Source organism: Bradyrhizobium sp. CFUWI (assembly GCF_056429085.1).
Genome location: NZ_JBWJZE010000005.1, coordinates 404,501 through 420,161, shown reverse-complemented (window position 1 = coordinate 420,161; position 15,661 = coordinate 404,501). Strand labels below are relative to the sequence as shown.

At 65.1% G+C, this 15,661-nt stretch carries 14 protein-coding genes; 11 read left to right on the top strand and 3 right to left on the bottom strand.

Going from position 1 to position 15,661, the window contains the following annotated elements; translation table 11 throughout:
* Positions 1 to 11 precede the first annotated feature (11 nt).
* Positions 12 to 749 (bottom strand): helix-turn-helix transcriptional regulator, encoded by a 738-nt coding sequence (locus AC066S_RS14475; protein ID WP_478270005.1) that lies wholly within the window; start codon positions 747 to 749, stop codon positions 12 to 14.
* 168 nt (positions 750 to 917) lie between these two features.
* Between AC066S_RS14475 and AC066S_RS14470 the strand changes: the two genes are divergently transcribed.
* The 10 genes from AC066S_RS14470 to AC066S_RS14425 all read left to right on the top strand — a co-directional run bounded on the left by AC066S_RS14470 (position 918) and on the right by AC066S_RS14425 (position 11,119).
* A complete protein-coding gene (locus AC066S_RS14470; protein ID WP_135168969.1) occupies positions 918 to 1,094 on the top strand; it encodes a hypothetical protein in 177 nt (58 codons plus the stop codon).
* A 366-nt stretch (positions 1,095 to 1,460) separates the two neighbouring features.
* Positions 1,461 to 2,393 (top strand): LysR family transcriptional regulator, encoded by a 933-nt coding sequence (locus AC066S_RS14465; RefSeq protein ID WP_126257226.1) that lies wholly within the window; start codon positions 1,461 to 1,463, stop codon positions 2,391 to 2,393.
* Between the two features lie 145 nt (positions 2,394 to 2,538).
* Positions 2,539 to 3,429: a shikimate dehydrogenase gene (locus AC066S_RS14460; RefSeq protein ID WP_126257225.1), complete on the top strand. Its 891-nt coding sequence runs from the start codon at positions 2,539 to 2,541 to the stop codon at positions 3,427 to 3,429.
* 58 nt (positions 3,430 to 3,487) lie between these two features.
* Entirely contained in the window at positions 3,488 to 4,618 is a 1,131-nt protein-coding gene (locus AC066S_RS14455; protein ID WP_478270004.1) for an ABC transporter substrate-binding protein, read from the top strand.
* 217 nt (positions 4,619 to 4,835) lie between these two features.
* The gene (locus AC066S_RS14450) at positions 4,836 to 5,711 is read left to right on the top strand and encodes a branched-chain amino acid ABC transporter permease (protein WP_126257223.1); all 876 of its coding nucleotides are present in this window, start codon (positions 4,836 to 4,838) and stop codon (positions 5,709 to 5,711) included.
* Positions 5,708 to 6,706, top strand: coding sequence for a branched-chain amino acid ABC transporter permease (locus AC066S_RS14445; protein ID WP_126257222.1), 999 nt, complete (start codon positions 5,708 to 5,710; stop codon positions 6,704 to 6,706). Before AC066S_RS14450 ends, AC066S_RS14445 begins: the two co-directional genes overlap by 4 nt.
* Positions 6,703 to 7,446 (top strand): ABC transporter ATP-binding protein, encoded by a 744-nt coding sequence (locus AC066S_RS14440; protein ID WP_478270003.1) that lies wholly within the window; start codon positions 6,703 to 6,705, stop codon positions 7,444 to 7,446. The genes AC066S_RS14445 and AC066S_RS14440 overlap by 4 nt, the downstream gene beginning before the upstream one ends.
* A gap of 12 nt (positions 7,447 to 7,458) precedes the next feature.
* The gene (locus tag AC066S_RS14435; protein ID WP_478270002.1) at positions 7,459 to 8,196 is read left to right on the top strand and encodes an ABC transporter ATP-binding protein; all 738 of its coding nucleotides are present in this window, start codon (positions 7,459 to 7,461) and stop codon (positions 8,194 to 8,196) included.
* Positions 8,193 to 9,251 (top strand): Gfo/Idh/MocA family protein, encoded by a 1,059-nt coding sequence (locus tag AC066S_RS14430; RefSeq protein WP_478270001.1) that lies wholly within the window; start codon positions 8,193 to 8,195, stop codon positions 9,249 to 9,251. Before AC066S_RS14435 ends, AC066S_RS14430 begins: the two co-directional genes overlap by 4 nt.
* The gene (locus AC066S_RS14425; protein ID WP_478270000.1) at positions 9,248 to 11,119 is read left to right on the top strand and encodes a bifunctional sugar phosphate isomerase/epimerase/4-hydroxyphenylpyruvate dioxygenase family protein; all 1,872 of its coding nucleotides are present in this window, start codon (positions 9,248 to 9,250) and stop codon (positions 11,117 to 11,119) included. The genes AC066S_RS14430 and AC066S_RS14425 overlap by 4 nt, the downstream gene beginning before the upstream one ends.
* A 329-nt stretch (positions 11,120 to 11,448) precedes the next feature.
* On the opposite strand, the gene AC066S_RS14420 is transcribed toward AC066S_RS14425, so the two are convergent.
* Positions 11,449 to 12,621: an ABC transporter substrate-binding protein gene (locus tag AC066S_RS14420; protein WP_126257217.1), complete on the bottom strand. Its 1,173-nt coding sequence runs from the start codon at positions 12,619 to 12,621 to the stop codon at positions 11,449 to 11,451.
* A 323-nt stretch (positions 12,622 to 12,944) separates the two neighbouring features.
* Here AC066S_RS14420 and AC066S_RS14415 point away from each other — a divergent pair, with 323 nt between their 5' ends.
* Positions 12,945 to 14,207 carry an NAD(P)/FAD-dependent oxidoreductase gene (locus AC066S_RS14415; protein WP_478269999.1) on the top strand — a complete coding sequence of 421 codons (1,263 nt, stop codon included), beginning with the start codon at positions 12,945 to 12,947 and terminating at the stop codon, positions 14,205 to 14,207.
* Positions 14,208 to 14,415: 208 nt separating this feature from the next.
* Here the strand turns inward: AC066S_RS14415 and AC066S_RS14410 are convergent, their stop codons facing one another.
* Positions 14,416 to 15,627 carry an ABC transporter substrate-binding protein gene (locus AC066S_RS14410; RefSeq protein ID WP_478269998.1) on the bottom strand — a complete coding sequence of 404 codons (1,212 nt, stop codon included), beginning with the start codon at positions 15,625 to 15,627 and terminating at the stop codon, positions 14,416 to 14,418.
* Positions 15,628 to 15,661: the final 34 nt, after the last annotated feature.

The window sequence follows — 15,661 nt, the reverse complement described above, 5'->3', positions numbered from 1 at the left end:
AGGCGAACGTTTCAGAGATTGATGATTCTGTGGCGGATCGCGATCGCGACCGCATGCGTCCGGTTGACGGCACCGAGCTTGCGCGCGGCAGTTGCAAGATGCTCTTCCGCGGTGCGCTGCGTGATGTGCAGGATCTCGCCGATCTCCCAGGCGGACTTGCCTTGCGAAGCCCAGGCGAGCACCTCGCGCTCGCGCGGCGTCAGCCGCGTCGACGGATGCGGCGTCGGATCGAGCAGGCGGCGGATGTGATCGAAGCCGTACATCCCGATCAGGTGCAGCGCCGGCTTGCTGCGCGCATTGAGATCGAGGTGGACGCCGGCGAGCGAGACGCCGGCCTCGTAGCCGGTCAAGCCGTGGATCGGCACGACGAAGCCGCGCGACATGCGGAAATCGGCAGCGCGCCGCATCACCTCGACCGCGCCCGGCTCCAGCTCCGGGTCGTACGGCGCTTCGGACCACTCGAACGGGTTCACCGTCTGCCGGCATTTGCGGATCACGGGATCGACGCGGTCGTAGCTCTTTTCGGTATAGAGGCTGAACCACTCCGCCGGCCATTTCTTGGCGAGCACCATCTGGGAAAAGCGCTGCTCGGGATTGGGCAGGCCCGCCACGATGATATGTTCGAAGCCATACCGACCGAACGCGGCTGCAAGCGCGTCCATGGCGTCCGGAACCTTGGTACAGGTTCCGAGCCCTTCGATGAAGTCGAGCGCCTCGCGGCCATAATCAACGCCATCAGCGGCGGACATCGGTGCGTTTCCTGACCTTCGCCCTCGCCTATAGCACGTATTCGCGGGCCGCCTCAATTTCGCAGCGACCGTAGTTTCCCGGTCCTCATCCGGCCTGAAGATTTAAACTACTTGTGGCAGAGTTGACGGCACTATACACCTGAACGTGTCCGAAGCGGGAAAACCACGATGGAAGACGAGGACATCGCCCTCAACAGCGTGCTCGGCCTGGAATTGAATCGCGTGTTTTTCGCCGTCCGCGAAACGGCAAACAAGCAGAAGATCATCGAGTTCGCGCGCGAAGTGCTGGAGAGCGAGCGTGCGGAGCCGGTCGACAGCATCTCGCCCGAGGGCCCGGCGAGCTAAAGCGCAATTGCAGCAGGCGCCGCCGATGCTGCGGATCGCGCGACGATGCCCTTCCATTCGAACGAACTCATTTTAATCGAAACATTCTGACAATTGCCGTCCCCCTTCTTCCCGACCACGCTCTCGTGCCCCGGACGCAGCGCAGCGTCTCTTTGACGGTGCGCTCAGAGCCGGGGCCCATATCACCAAGAACAGCCGCTGTGACAGGGGTCCCGGCTCTGCGCAGCAGCGTTGCACGCTGCAGCGCGTCCGGGACACCAGAGCGATTTGCAGCCTCCGTCCACATCCTCAGACACTTACCGCTGGATGACGGCGCGGCTCTCGTGAGAAGATCGCCGCCCCGATCCTCGTTCGGATGCCAAGAGCATGATGACGCTGCGCCAGGTCGAAGTGATCCGTGCCGTGATGGTGACGGGCACCATCGGCGGCGCGGCGAAGCTGCTCAACGTCTCGGCGCCGGGGATCAGCCGCCTCGTCAAATACACCGAGCGCTCGCTCGGCATCCGCTTCTTCCAGCGCCAGAACGGGCGCTACTTCCCGACGCCGGAAGCCGAGAACATCTTCGAGCAGATCAACGGCGTCTACAAGAAGGTCGACGATCTCTCCGAGATCATCTCCAAGATCGGCCGTGGCGGGTTGTCCGAGCTGCGGATCGGCTCGGTGCCGAGCATCTCGCAGGTGATGGTGCCCCGCGCGATCGAGCGCGTCCGGCGCCGTTATCCCGATCTCGGCATCGACATCAACATCCTCAAGCTCGAGGAGGCCATCGACTATCTCATGCTCGGCCGCGGCGAGTGCGTCGCGATGAGCTACCGACTGGAGCATTCCGCGCTCGACTTCATGCCGCTCGCCTCGGGCGAGCTGTATTGCATCGTGCCGCCCGGCCACGAGCTCGCCGGCCGCAAGCAGGTCTCGGCCGCCGAGATCACCCGCTATCCGCTGATCGGCATCGATCCCAACGATCCCTACGGCCGGATCATGGCCGGGATCTTCGCGCGCAACCGGCTCGACTACAACATCACCATCCGCGCGCGCTTCGGCACCACGGTCTGCGCGCTGGTGAAGGCGGGGCTCGGTATCGCCATCATCGACCAGTTCACTGTGGCTCATGGCGGCTATCCAGGGATCGAGCTCTTGAAGATCGCCGAGCCGACGCGGTTCGACACCTACATCGCGGTCAAGCGCGGCGCGCCGCTGTCGCTCCATGCCGAGGCTTTCATCGAGGCGCTGCGCGCCGAGATGCGCGCGGTCGAGCCGTCGCGCGGCAAGGCCGCTTCGGTGCGCGGGCGGAAGAAATAACATGATGTTAGGTTTGCCGGCTAAAAGGGTAATTGTGTTAGCCTAAGGAAAGGCTATCGTCGGAGACCTGGAAGCCCCTTGGAATTGCGCGGGTGTCCCCGCTAATGACCGGCACCGAACGTTCCATTTGAGACGATAGCGAACCATGTCCACGCGCGGATACGCCGCCAGCAAGAAGCTCCTCACCGGCCTGATCGGCGCGCCGATCGCGCATTCCGCGTCCCCTGCCATGCATGAACGTGCCGCCGAGGCGCTCGGCCTGCGCGGCCACTATCAGCTCATCGAAATTGCCGGCGCCGATGCGGCCGGCCTTGGCCTGTTGCTGGAAGGCGTGCGGCGGCTCGGCTTTGCCGGCGTCAACGTCACCTATCCCTACAAGGAAGCGGTGGTCCCGCTGCTCGACGCGCTGGCGCCCGGTGCGGCCGCGATGGGCGCGGTCAACACGGTGGTCGTCAGAAACGGCCGCCTGACCGGCCACAACACCGACACCACGGGCTTTGCGCGCGCGGTGGCGCCGCTGCTGGCGCCCGCGGGGAACGCCGTCGCGGTGATCGGCGCCGGCGGCGTCGGCAAGGCGATCGCGTTTGCGCTGGCGAACCTGAAGGTTTCCGACATCCGCATCTTCGACAGCGAGCCCGCGCGCGCCGCGACGCTCGTCTCCCTGCTGGCGCCGCAAGGTGGCGCAAGGGGGGCTGCAAGGGTCGCTGCAAGCGTCGAGGACGCGCTTCATGGCGCAACCGGTCTCGTCAACGGCACCCCGGTCGGCATGCTGCCGAACCGGGCCATGCCGGTTGCGGCCGCGCTGCTGCACGAAAAGCTGTGGGTGGCGGATGCCGTCTACTCGCCGCTGATCACGCCGCTGCTGGCGGCGGCCGAAGCCAAGGGCGCGCGGATCATGACCGGGCGGGAGCTCGCGATCTATCAGGCGGCCGACGCTTTCGAATTGTTCACGGGGCTTGCCCCATCGACCGAGGTCATGGGACAGGCATTCGACGAGGTGATGGCGGCACGAAGCTCAGCCTATCACGCAGCGTAACCAAAGCGGCCGGACACAAGGCCGCGGACCCTATCTGAGGAAAACCGGAGGAGACATCATGAAATCGACCCTGCTGGCAGGCGCCCTGCTTGCCTTCGCGACCGCAACCAGTGTCCACGCCCAGGCGATCAAGCTCGCCAACGTCGCCGAGCTCTCCGGCGGCGGCGCCACCGTCGGCACCAACTGGAAGAACGGCATCGACCTCGCGATCGAGGAGATCAACGCCAAGGGCGGCGTGCTCGGCCGCAAGCTGGAGGTGACCCACGCCGACTCGCAGTCCAACCCGGGCGTGGCGCGCGCCCAGGTCCAGAAGGCGCTCGATGCCGAGCCCTATGTGCTGCTCGGGCCCGGCTATTCCGGCTCGGTGAAGGTCACGGCCCCGCTCGCGGCCGAAGCCGGCATCGCGCAGATCATGGGCGGCGAGGCCGCCGAGCTGACGCAAGGAGGCAACAAATTCCTGTTCCGCACCTCGTTCGGCCAGCAATCCTCGATGCCGAAGGTCGCGAAATACATCCATGACGAAATGAAGGCGAAGACTGTCGCGGTGGTCTGGGTCAACAACGATTTCGGCCGCGGCGGCCGCGACGTCGTGATCAAGGAGCTGGATCGCCTCGGCTCCAAGGTGGTCGCCGATCTCTCCACTGAAGCGGGCCAGGCCGACTTTGCCGCCGACGTCGGCAAGATCAAGGCCGCCAATCCCGACGCCGTGTTCGTCTATCTCAACGAGGAAGAAAGCGCGCGCATCCTCAAGGAGCTGAAGCGCCAGGGCGTTGCCGCACCGCTGATGGGCGAGACCACGCTGATCGGCCAGAAGGTGATCGAGCTCGCCGGCGACGCCGCCAACGGCGCGCGCGGCCATGTCGGCCTCACCACCGATGCGCCGGTCGATTTGATCAAGCAGTTCCGGGAGAAGTTCTCCAAGAAGTACAATTACGTTCCTGATCACAACGGCCTGAAGGGCTATCTCGCCGTCTACATGGTGAAGGCCACCACCGAAAAGATGGGCAAGGTCGATCCGAAGAAGTTCGCCGACACGCTGCACGGCCTCACCATCAAGGCTGCGGACGAGCCGGGCATCCTGATGGACGTCACCTTCAGCGACACCGGCGACATCGACCGCCAGAGCTTCCTGGTCGAAGTCGTGGAAGGCAAGCAGGTCGTGAAGCAGGTACTGCCAAAGGTGAAGTGAGATCGTCTTCGCCTCTCCCCGCACGCGGGGGGATATCTCTCCTCTCCCTCTCCCCGCTCTTCGCGGGGAGAGGGTCGGGGTGAGGGGCTGCTTCCGCGAGTCCAACCGTTAGCGAATTCGCGGAGACAGCCCCTCACCCCGCCCTCTCCCCGTAAGCACGGGGAGAGGGAGACGAAAGAGCGGGGCGAGGGAGAAGACAGAACGGCGAGAGGGAAAAATGTCCAACCTATTCGATCTTCTGGTCGCGGGGCTCGCCACTGGCGCGATCTATGCGCTGGTCGCCGTCGGCTTCACGCTGCTGTGGCAGACCTCGCAGACCATCAATTTCGCGCAAGGCGAGTTCGTGATGCTGCCGGCGTTCCTGATGCTGGCGGCGATGCATGCCGGCGCGCCGTTCTGGCTCGCGATCATCCTGGGTATCCTGCTCTCGATGATCCTGCTCGGGCTCGCCTTCAAGCTGCTGCTGGTCGATCCGATGATGCGTCACGGCGTGCTGCCGCTTGCGATCGCGACCATGGCGCTCGCGATCGGCATCAAGGAATCCGTCAAGCAGTTCTTCAGTGCCGAAGCCCAGCCCTTTCCCTCGATCGTGCCGACGGGCGACGTCTCCATCCTCGGACACGCGGTCTCGCTGCAAAGCATCGGCGTGCTCGCCGTCGCCATCCTCGCCGTGGTCGGCCTGACCACGCTGCTCAACCGCACCTCGCTCGGGCATCAGATGCAGGCGGCGGCACAGAACCCGACGGTGGCGCGCATCATCGGCGTGCCCGTCGAGCGGATGATCCTGCTGACCTTCCTGATCAACGCCTTCCTGGTCGCGCTGGCTTCGCTTCTGATCACGCCGATCTACCTGGCGAAATTTTCCTCCGGAGAGGTGCTGGGCCAGGCCGCTTTCATCGCCGCGATCGTCGGCGGCTTCAACCAGGTGCGCGGCGCCATCGTCGGCGGTCTCCTGATCGGCGTGCTCGACAATCTCGCGGCCGCCTATGTCTCCACCCAATATCGCGCCGCCGTGCCGATGATCTTCCTGATCGCCGTGATCCTGTTCCGGCCGCAGGGATTGCTCGGCCGCGCCGAGGAGCGCACGGTATGAGCAGCTTCGGCAAACCCCTGAAGATCGCGCTCGGCCTCGCAATCATCGCCGGCCTGATCGTCATCCCCATGAACTTCAACCGCTACGGCCTGTTCATCCTCAGCCAATGGGCGGTGATGAGCATCGCCGCCATGGGCCTCAACCTCACGCTCGGCTATGCCGGCCAGGTCTCGCTGGCACAGGGCGCCTTCGTCGGCATCGGGGCCTATGCCGCGGCGATCATGACCACCCATGGCTGGCCGCTGCCGGCGGCGATCCTGGTCGCGATCGCATTGAGCTTCGCGGTCGGCTGGGTGCTCGGCTATCCCGCGCTGCGCGTGCAGCACCACTACCTCGCCTTCGTCACGCTGGCCTTCTCCACCCTCGCCTTCCTGGTGTTCCGCAACGAAAGCTGGCTCACCGGCGGCATCTACGGCATCTCCAACATCCCGCGGCCGCATATCTTCGGCATCGCGACCAACAAGCCCCTCCCCTTCTACTACGTCTGCCTCGGCTCGCTCGCGATCGTGTCGCTGGCGGTATGGTGGCTGATCCGCTCGCCCTGGGGCCGCGCCTTCATGGCGCTACGCGAAAATCCCTTGCGCGCGCAATCGCTCGGCATCGACACGCGGCGCTACACGCTGATGGCATTCGCGATCGGCTCGGCGCTCGGCGGCGTCGCCGGCGCGCTCTATGCGCCGCTGACGCAATATATCGACCCTGTTCCCTTCAACCTGTCGCTCTCGCTCGACCTGCTGATGATGGTGATCGTCGGCGGCGCCGGTTTCTATTTCGGCCCCTTCCTCGGCGCGATGATCGCGGTGCTGCTGCCGGAATGGCTGCGCTTCACCGAAGGCTATTATCTGATGCTGTACGCGGTCGCGGTGATGCTGCTGCTGATCTGGTCGCCAACCGGCATTCTGGGAATCCTCGATCGCTATCTCGCCGAACGCCGCACCAAGGCGGCGTCCGCACTGCGCGCCGTCGCAAAGTCGCGCCTGGAGACGGTGCAATGAGCGCGGTACTGGAAGTCTCAGAGATCAAGAAGAATTTCGGCGGCATCAGCGCCGTCGACGGCGTTTCCTTCGACGTGCGCGAGGGCGAGATCCTCGGCCTGATCGGCCCGAACGGCTGCGGCAAGTCGACCCTGTTCAACTGCATCCTCGGCCAGCTCACGCCATCAGGCGGCGAGGTCAAGCTCGACGGCAAGGTCGTCACCGGTCTGCGCCCCGCCGAGCTCAACAAGCTCGGCGTCAGCCGCACCTTTCAGCTGTTGCAGGTCTTCCCGAAGCTCTCGGTGCGCGAGAACCTGATCCTGGCGGGCCAGGAGCACCAGGGCAGCATGGCCTCGCGCCTGGTCGGCCGCTCCGATGCCGGGCTGACCGAGGCCGCCAACCAGATGATCGGCTTCTTCAAGCTCGATCATCTCGCCGACGAGCCGGCCGGCGGCCTGTCCTATGGCCAGCAGAAGCTGCTCGACGCCGCCATGGCCTTCATGGGCGGCCCGCGCCTCGTGCTGCTCGACGAGCCCGCCGGCGGCGTCAACCCGTCGATGCTGGCGGACCTCAAGGAGCGCCTGATGGCGATCAACCGCGAGAAGAACGCCACCTTCGTCGTGATCGAGCACAACATGGAGTTCGTGATGTCGCTGTGCTCGCGCGTCATGGTGATGGCGGAAGGCAAAGTGCTGGCGATGGGACGCCCCGACGAGGTCCGCAAGAACCCCGCCGTGATCGAAGCCTATCTCGGACATTAGGGAGAGCGAGCCATGAGCGACCCGATCCTCTCGGTTCACAATCTCGTCGGCGGCTACGGCAAGATGACGATCTTGAACGGCACGACGTTCTCGGTGCCGCCGGCGACCATCACCACCATCATCGGCCCCAATGGCGCCGGCAAATCCACCGTGTTCAAGGCGATCTTCGGCCTGCTCAGGCTGCGCGAGGGCAAGATCAGCTTTGCCGGCCACGACGTCACCAATTTGAGCCAGCGCGCGCTGCTCAATGCCGGCATCTGCTACGTGCCGCAGGGCCGCAACATCTTCCCCGAGCTGTCGGTGCGCCACAATATCGAGCTCGGCGGCGTCGCGGTCGAGAAGGGCCTCGACCTGCCGAAGCGGATCGAGGCGGCGCTCGACCTGTTTCCGGCGCTGCGGCGCAAGTCGACGCAGCAGGCCTCGACATTGTCCGGCGGCGAGCAGAAGCAGCTCGAGATCGCCCGCTCGCTGCTGCTCGAACCCAAGCTGGTGCTGGTCGACGAGCCCTCGATCGGCCTGTCGCCGCTGATGGTGCAGCAGACCTTCGATATCCTCAAGAGCTTGCGCAGCCGCGGCGTCACCATCCTGATGATCGAGCAGAACGCGCGGTCGGCGCTGGAAATCTCCGACATCGGCATCGTGCTCGAGCTGGGTCAGACCCGCATGGTCGATGACGCCAAGCGCATTTTGAACGATCCGCGGATCGGCCAGCTCTTCCTCGGCGGCGCGATGGAGGAGAGTGCGGCATGAGCGCGGCTATACGCATCGCCGTGGCCGGCGCCGGCCTGATCGGCCGCCGCCATATCGAGCTGATCGCGGCATTCGAGGGCTGCGAGCTCGCCGGCATCGCCGATCCCTCGCCCGCCGCGAAGGATCATGCACTGGCGCACAACGTGCCTTGCTATTCCGATCATCGCGCGCTGCTGGCACAGGAGAAGCCGGACGGCCTCGTCATCGCCTCGCCCAACACACTGCATTTGCCGATGGCCCTTGATTGCGCCGCAGCGGGCGTGCCGGCCCTGATCGAGAAGCCGGTGACCGAGACGGTTGCCACCGCGCAGCGCCTGTGCGCCGCGGTGAGGCGCACCGGCGTGCCGATGCTGGTCGGTCACCACCGGCGGCACAATCCGATCATCAAGTCGGCCCGCGAGACGGTGGCAAGCGGCAAGCTCGGCCAGCTCACCGCAGTGGCCGGACTGTGGCTGCTGAAGAAGCCGGACGATTATTTCGAAGTCGCCTGGCGGCGCGAGGCGGGCGGCGGTCCGCTGCTGATCAATCTGATTCATGACATCGACAATCTCCGCTTCATCTGCGGCGAGATCGTCGAGGTGCAGGCGCTGACCTCGAACAAGGTGCGCGGCTTCGCCGTCGAGGACACCGCGGCGCTCCTGCTGCGCTTCGTCAACGGCGCCCTCGGCACGGTGACCGTGTCGGATGCGACGCCGGCACCATGGAGCTGGGAACTCACGTCGGGCGAGAACGCGGTCTATCCCAAGCAGGATCAGCCCTGTTACGTCTTCGCCGGAACCAACGGCTCCCTCTCGGTGCCGACCATGGAGCTATGGTCGTATCGACAAAATCCCGGCTGGCACGCGCCGCTGGTCCGCGAGCCCGCCGCATTCTCGGCTTACGATCCGCTCGTCGAGCAGCTTCGGCATTTCCTGGCCGTGATCGCCGGCCGCGAGCAGCCTCTGATTTCGGTCGAGGATGCAATGGGCACGCTCGCCGTCGTCGAGGCCGTCAGCGAAGCGGCGCGCACGGGACAAAAGATCTCACCGGGGCAGATCATGGAGCAGGCCGCATGAACAAGCGCTCGATCGCCACCGTCTCGCTCTCGGGCAGCCTGGACGAGAAGCTCCGCGCCATCGCAGCCGCCGGCTTCGACGCAGTCGAGATCTTCGAGAACGATCTGCTCTCGTTCGGCGCAAGCCCGCGCGACATCGCAAGGCTCTGCCACGATCTCAACCTGACGATCTGCGCGTTCCAGCCGTTCCGCGATTTCGAGGGCATGCCCGAGCCGCAGCGCTCGCGCAACTTCGCACGCGCGGAGCGAAAGTTCGATCTGATGCAGGAACTCGGCACCGATCTCCTGCTGATCTGCTCCAACGTCTCGCCCGCCTCGCTCGGCGGCATCGACCGCGCCGCGGACGACCTTCGCGAGCTGGGCGAGCGTGCAGCCAAGCGCTCCTTGCGCGTCGGCTACGAGGCGCTGGCCTGGGGCCGCCATGTCAGCGACTATCGCGATGCCTGGGAGATCGTGCGGCGCGCCGATCATGCCGCGATCGGCATCATCCTCGACAGCTTTCACGCGCTGGCGCCCGGATTTCCCACCCGCGCGATGGCCTCGATTCCCGGCGACAAGATTTTTCTGGTGCAGCTCGCGGACGCGCCCAAGCTCGAGCTCGACATCCTGTCGTGGAGCCGGCACTTCCGCTCCTTCCCCGGCCAGGGCGATCTGCCGGTCGTTGAATTCATGGCCGCGATCGCCGCGACCGGCTATGCCGGGCCGCTGTCGCTGGAGATCTTCAACGACCAGTTCCGCGCCGGCTCGGCCGCGCAGACCGCGCTCGACGGCCTGCGCTCTCTGATCCTGCTGGAAGATCAGCTCGCGCCGGATTGGCCGAAATTCGCCGCCGAGCCGCTGGCGCCGAAGGCCAAGAGCCGCGGCACCGGCTTCATCGAGTTTGCCGTCAACGAGACCAAGGCCGGCGATCTCGCCCGCCTGTTTTCCCAGCTCGGCTTCCGCAAGACCGGCGCGCATCGCAGCAAGGCGGTGGAGCGCTGGTCGCAGGGCAAGGTCGAGCTCGTCATCAACAGCGAGACCGACGGTTTTGCCCATTCCCATTACGTCACCCACGGCCCCGGCGTCTGCGCCATCGCGCTCGACGTCGACAATGCCGGTCTCGCCATGCAGCGAGCCGAGATGCTGAAGGCGCGCACCTTCTACCAGCCGGTCGGACCGGGCGAGCTGGAGATTCCCGCGATCCACGGCGTCGGCGGCAGCCTGCTCTATTTCCTGGATCAAGCCGGCAAGAACTGGGACACCGATTTCGAGGCGATCGCGGGCAACGCAGACCAGGACGCGCTGCTCGCCGTCGATCACATCGCGCAGACGATGCCCTACGACGAGATGCTGTCCTGGCTATTGTTCTATACCGGCATCCTCGACCTGAAGCGGTTGCCGCAGATGGAGATCGCCGATCCCAGGGGCCTCGTGCAGAGCCAGGCCATCGTCAACGCCGACCAGAGCCTGCGCTTCGTGCTCAACGGCTCCTCCGCCAACCGCACGCTGCCGGCGCGCTTCATCTCGGAATTTTTCGGCTCAGGCGTGCAGCACGTCGCGTTCTCTTGCAGCGACATCTTCACGACGGTCGCGGAGATGCGCAAGCGCGGCGCGGATTTTCTCGATATTCCTGACAATTACTACGACGACATCGAAGCCAAATACGACCTCGCGCCCGAGCTGATGGCGCAGCTGCGCGCCAACCACATCCTCTACGACCGTGAGGGCGACGGCGAGTTCTTCCAGGTCTACACCCACATCTTCGACGAACGCTTCTTCTTCGAAATCGTCGAGCGGCGGAGCTATCAGGGCTTTGGCGCGGCCAATGCCGCCATCAGGCTGGCAGCGCAGGCGCGCGAGGTGCGGCCGATGAGCATGCCGCGGGCGTGACTGCCTTTCTCTCCACGAGACCGGAATCGTAGGGTGGGCAAAGGCGCGCTTGCGCCGTGCCCACCACCTCTCAATGATTGATAAGAATGGTGGGCACGCTTCGCTTTGCCCACCCTACGAAACTGCGAACATGCCGCGGGTATGAGGGTTTTTTCCCTCTCCCCTTGTGGGAGAGGGTGGCTCGCCGCGTTAGCGGCGAGACGGGTGAGGGGTTTTCTCCGCTCACTCGATGCAGATTACTTTGCAGAGACATACCCCTCATCCGGCGCTTCGCGCCACCTTCTCCCACAAGGGGAGAAGGGGCAGCGTCACTCGGAGCTAGCCTCACCTCACTTCATCTTGCACTTGTCGTGGAAGCGATCCTGGTCGTTCTCGACGATGGTCGCGACCGTCTTCAGCGCGAGCTGGCCTTCGGAATCCTTGACCACGTCCTGCAGGTAGAAGTTCTGGATCGGGATGTGATTGTTGCCGAACTTGAACGCGCCGCGCACCGACTTGAAATTGGCCTTCTCCATCTCGGCCTTCATCTCGTCCTTCTTCGAGGTGTCACCTTTCACGGCGTCGACGGCGCTGTTGATCAGGTTCGCGGCGTCATAGGACTGCGCACCGTAGAAGGTCGGGCGCAGGCCGGGATACTTCTTGCGATAGTCGGCGACGAAGCGCTTGTTCTGCTCGTTGGGGAGGTCGTTGACCCATTGCTGCGCGCCGGGCACCCCGAGCGCGTTCTCTTTCTGGAGCGGCAGCGACAGCTCGTCGATGGTGAAGGCGGTGTAGAGCGGCATCGTACCCTTCAGTCCGGCCTGCGCATATTGATTGAGGAACTGCACGCCGGCGGCACCTGGGTAGAACACGAAGATCGACTCGGCGCCGGAGGCGCGCGCCTTCGAGAGCTCGGCGGAGAAGTCGAGCTGGCTCGGCCACACCGTGTATTCCTCACCCACGACCTGGCCCTTGAAGGTGCTCTTGACGCCGGCCAGCATGTCCTTGCCGGCGGCGTAGTTCGGGCCGATCAGGAACACCGACTTGACGCCCTTCTGGTTCATGTAGGTGCCGACCGCCTGCGGGGTCTGGTCGTTCTGCCAGGAGGTCGAAAACACGTAAGGCGAGCACAGCTCGCCCGCGAGCTGCGACGGTCCGGCATTGGCCGAGATCAGGAAGGTCTTCGAATCGACCGCGGTCTTGAGCGAGGCGAGCAGCACGTTCGACCAGATATAGCCGACGATGAAGTCGACCTTGTCCGACTGCACCAGTTTCTCGGTCTTCTGCTTGCCGACGTCGGGCTTCTGCCCGTCGTCCTCGTAGAGCACCTCCACCGGCTTGCCGCCCATCTTGCGGCCGAGGTGATCGAGCGCGAGCTCGAAGGAATTACGCATGTCGTTGCCGATCACGGCGGTCGGGCCGCTGAACGTCGAGACGAAGCCGATCTTGATGGTGTCTCCAGCGAATGCCTGATTTGCCAGCACGAGCGCCGCTGCGCCCGCCAGCCAAAATGCCGTCCTCATAACCACTCCCTCCTTATTATCGGTCCCGGAAACGGGGTGATCGCCGCCCCGGGCCTGTCTCTATTGAACGCAAAATCTGTCGAGCCGCCAATGGCTCAGCGCCTGCCCCTGCACCATATTTCGCCCCGATTACGGATAGCAAGAAATATAATTCTACTTAACTCGGCTGAGGCCGGCTTCAGGGGCCGGTCCGGAGCTCTGGCGCTGTATCGCGACGGATCGATACACCCCGCCTATGCCGCGATTGATGGCCTCTATTGGACCGCGACACCCGATCCGCACTTAAATGAGGAAGAAGCAGCAGCGAGATTCGAGGGCGTATCATGACCGCACACCCCCATCGCGTCGTCATCGTCGGCGCCGGCTTCGGCGGGCTGGAGGCGACCTACCGGCTCGCGGGCACGCCGGTCGAGATCACGCTGATCGACCGCCGCAACCATCATCTGTTTCAGCCGCTGCTCTATCAGGTCGCGACCGCCTCGCTGGCGACCAGCGAGATCGCCTGGCCGATCCGCCATCTCATGCGCGACCGGCCCGAGGTGACGACGCTGTTCGCGACCGTGAGCGGCGTCGATGCGGCACGACGTTGCGTGCTGATCGACGACGGCAGCGAGGTGCCCTACGACACGCTGGTGCTGGCGACCGGCGCGCGTCACGCCTATTTCGGCCACGACGAGTGGGAGCAATGGGCGCCCGGGCTGAAGACACTGGAGGATGCGACCACCTTGCGCCGTCACATCCTGGTGGCGTTCGAGCGCGCCGAGCGCGAGACCGATCCGGCGAAGCGCGCGGCGCGGCTGACCTTCGTCATCGTCGGTGCCGGCCCGACCGGCGTCGAGCTCGCCGGCACCATCGCCGAAATGGCGCGCCACACGCTGCCCGGCGATTTCCGCAACATCGACACGACCAAAGCGCGCGTGGTGCTGATCGAGGCGGGGCCGCGCGTGCTCGCCGGCTTCGCCGACGACCTCTCGGCCTATGCGCAGGCGTCGCTGGAGAAGATCGGTGTCGAGGTCGTGCTGGGACAGGCCGTCACCGAGATCAACCGCGAGGGCGTGGTGTTCGGGGGCAAGCTGCTCGAAGCCAAGACCAGGATCTGGGCCGCCGGCGTGCGCGCCTCGCCGGCAGCCGAATGGCTGGGTGCACCCGCCGATCGCGCCGGACGCGTGCTGGTCGAGGCCGACCTCACCATCCCCGGCCATTCCGAGATCTTTGCGATCGGCGACACCGTCAGCATCAATGCCTGGGACGGCAAGCCGGTGCCGGGCATCGCGCCGGCGGCCAAGCAGCAGGGCCGTCACGTCGCCGAGACCATCAAGGCCCGCCTGCGTGGCGCTGCGGCCGGCCCGTTCCGCTACAAGCACGCCGGCAGCCTGGCCCAGATCGGCAAGCGGCTCGCCGTCATCGATTTCGGCCGCTTCAAGCTGCGCGGCGCGATCGCGTGGTGGATCTGGGGCATCGCCCACATCTACTTCCTGATCGGCCTCCGCCACCGCCTCAGCGTCGCCTTGAGCTGGCTCTGGATCTACGCGCGAGACCAGCGCGCCGCGCGGCTGATCACGCAGGGATCAAGCAAGGTGGTGTAGGGAGCTCTTCGCCGCGCATTCCTCTGACCCTCCCCTGAAGGGGGAGGGTCGGCACGCAATCGAGCGAAGCGAGATGCGTGCCGGGGTGGGGTGACAGTCTCTCCACTGATGAAGTGCCCGAGTGGATGGATCACCCCACCCCGCTCGCGCTGCGCGCGATCGACCCTCCCCCTCCAGGGGAGGGTGAAGCAGACGCGCTCGCTGCTAGCTACTTCACCAGCTCACACCCGCCCTCCGCCAGCGGGCGGAAGGCCTGGTCGGCGGGAATCGTCGAGACCAGCTTGTAATAGTCGTACGGATATTTCGACTCCTCCGGCTTCTTCACCTCGAACAAATACATCGGATGCACGACGCGGCCGTCCTGGCGGATCGTGGTGTCGCCGAACAATTTGTCCTCGCCCTTGAATTTCTTCATCTCGGGCACGGCGTCCTTGGCGTTGTCGCTGCCGGTCGCCGCGACGGCGTTGAGATAAGCCAGCGTCGAGGCATAGACGCCCGCCTGATTGCCGCTCGGCATCTTGCCGTTCATGCCGGGCCGCGCGGCGAAGCGCTTGGCGAAGGCGCGGGTGTCGTCGTTCATGTCCCAGTAGAAGGCTTCCATGAGCTGCAAGCCCTGTGCGACCTTGATGCCCATGCCATGAATGTCGTTGATGAAGAGCAGGAAGGCGACGAGCTTCTGTCCGCTCTGCTGGATGCCGAACTCGGCGGCCTGCTTCACGGCGTTGATGGTGTCGCCGCCGGCATTGGCAAGGCCGATCACCCGGGCCTTCGAGCTCTGCGCCTGTAACAGGAAGGAGGCAAAGTCGGAGGTGCCGAGCGGATGCTTGGAGGAGCCCAGCACCTTGCCGCCATGGCCCTCGATGTATTTCTGGGCCTCGGCCTCGATGCCCTTGCCGAGGGCGTAGTCGACCGTGAGGAAGTACCAGTCCTTGCCGCCGCGCGACATCATCGCAGCCGCCGTGGTGTTGCCGGTGGCCCAGGTGTCGTTGACCCATTGGATGGTGTTGGGCGAGCAGGCCTTGCCGGTGAGATCGGAGCTTGCGGTCGACGACGCCAGGAACGTCATGCGGCTGTCGCGCAGCAGCGTGTTGATGGAAAGACCGACCGCCGAATTCGGCACGTCGACGATGGCATCGACGCCTTCGACATCGAGCCATTTACGCGCAATGGCGTTGCCGACGTCGGCCTTGTTCTGGTGGTCGGCATAGACGATCTCGACCTTGATGTTCTTGCCGCCGCCGTTGAAGTCTTCCGCCGCCATGCGCGCGGCTTCCACCGAGCCCATGCCGTTGGTGTCCTGGAAGATGCCGGAGATGTCGTTGAGCACGCCGACGCGCACGACGTTGTCGGAGATCTCGGCGCTTGCCGCGCCGGCAACCAGGCTCGCGGCCAGCGCGAGCGTCCACTTCAGATGTTTCATGGTTCCCTTCCCTGTTGATGCGTTGCCGCACCGG

Coding starts and splice junctions, on each gene's coding strand:
- AC066S_RS14475 (WP_478270005.1), bottom strand. CDS start 749: ATGTCCGCCGCTGATGGCGTTGATTATGGCCGCGAGGCGCTCGACTTC.
- AC066S_RS14470 (WP_135168969.1), top strand. CDS start 918: ATGGAAGACGAGGACATCGCCCTCAACAGCGTGCTCGGCCTGGAATTG.
- AC066S_RS14465 (WP_126257226.1), top strand. CDS start 1,461: ATGATGACGCTGCGCCAGGTCGAAGTGATCCGTGCCGTGATGGTGACG.
- AC066S_RS14460 (WP_126257225.1), top strand. CDS start 2,539: ATGTCCACGCGCGGATACGCCGCCAGCAAGAAGCTCCTCACCGGCCTG.
- AC066S_RS14455 (WP_478270004.1), top strand. CDS start 3,488: ATGAAATCGACCCTGCTGGCAGGCGCCCTGCTTGCCTTCGCGACCGCA.
- AC066S_RS14450 (WP_126257223.1), top strand. CDS start 4,836: ATGTCCAACCTATTCGATCTTCTGGTCGCGGGGCTCGCCACTGGCGCG.
- AC066S_RS14445 (WP_126257222.1), top strand. CDS start 5,708: ATGAGCAGCTTCGGCAAACCCCTGAAGATCGCGCTCGGCCTCGCAATC.
- AC066S_RS14440 (WP_478270003.1), top strand. CDS start 6,703: ATGAGCGCGGTACTGGAAGTCTCAGAGATCAAGAAGAATTTCGGCGGC.
- AC066S_RS14435 (WP_478270002.1), top strand. CDS start 7,459: ATGAGCGACCCGATCCTCTCGGTTCACAATCTCGTCGGCGGCTACGGC.
- AC066S_RS14430 (WP_478270001.1), top strand. CDS start 8,193: ATGAGCGCGGCTATACGCATCGCCGTGGCCGGCGCCGGCCTGATCGGC.
- AC066S_RS14425 (WP_478270000.1), top strand. CDS start 9,248: ATGAACAAGCGCTCGATCGCCACCGTCTCGCTCTCGGGCAGCCTGGAC.
- AC066S_RS14420 (WP_126257217.1), bottom strand. CDS start 12,621: ATGAGGACGGCATTTTGGCTGGCGGGCGCAGCGGCGCTCGTGCTGGCA.
- AC066S_RS14415 (WP_478269999.1), top strand. CDS start 12,945: ATGACCGCACACCCCCATCGCGTCGTCATCGTCGGCGCCGGCTTCGGC.
- AC066S_RS14410 (WP_478269998.1), bottom strand. CDS start 15,627: ATGAAACATCTGAAGTGGACGCTCGCGCTGGCCGCGAGCCTGGTTGCC.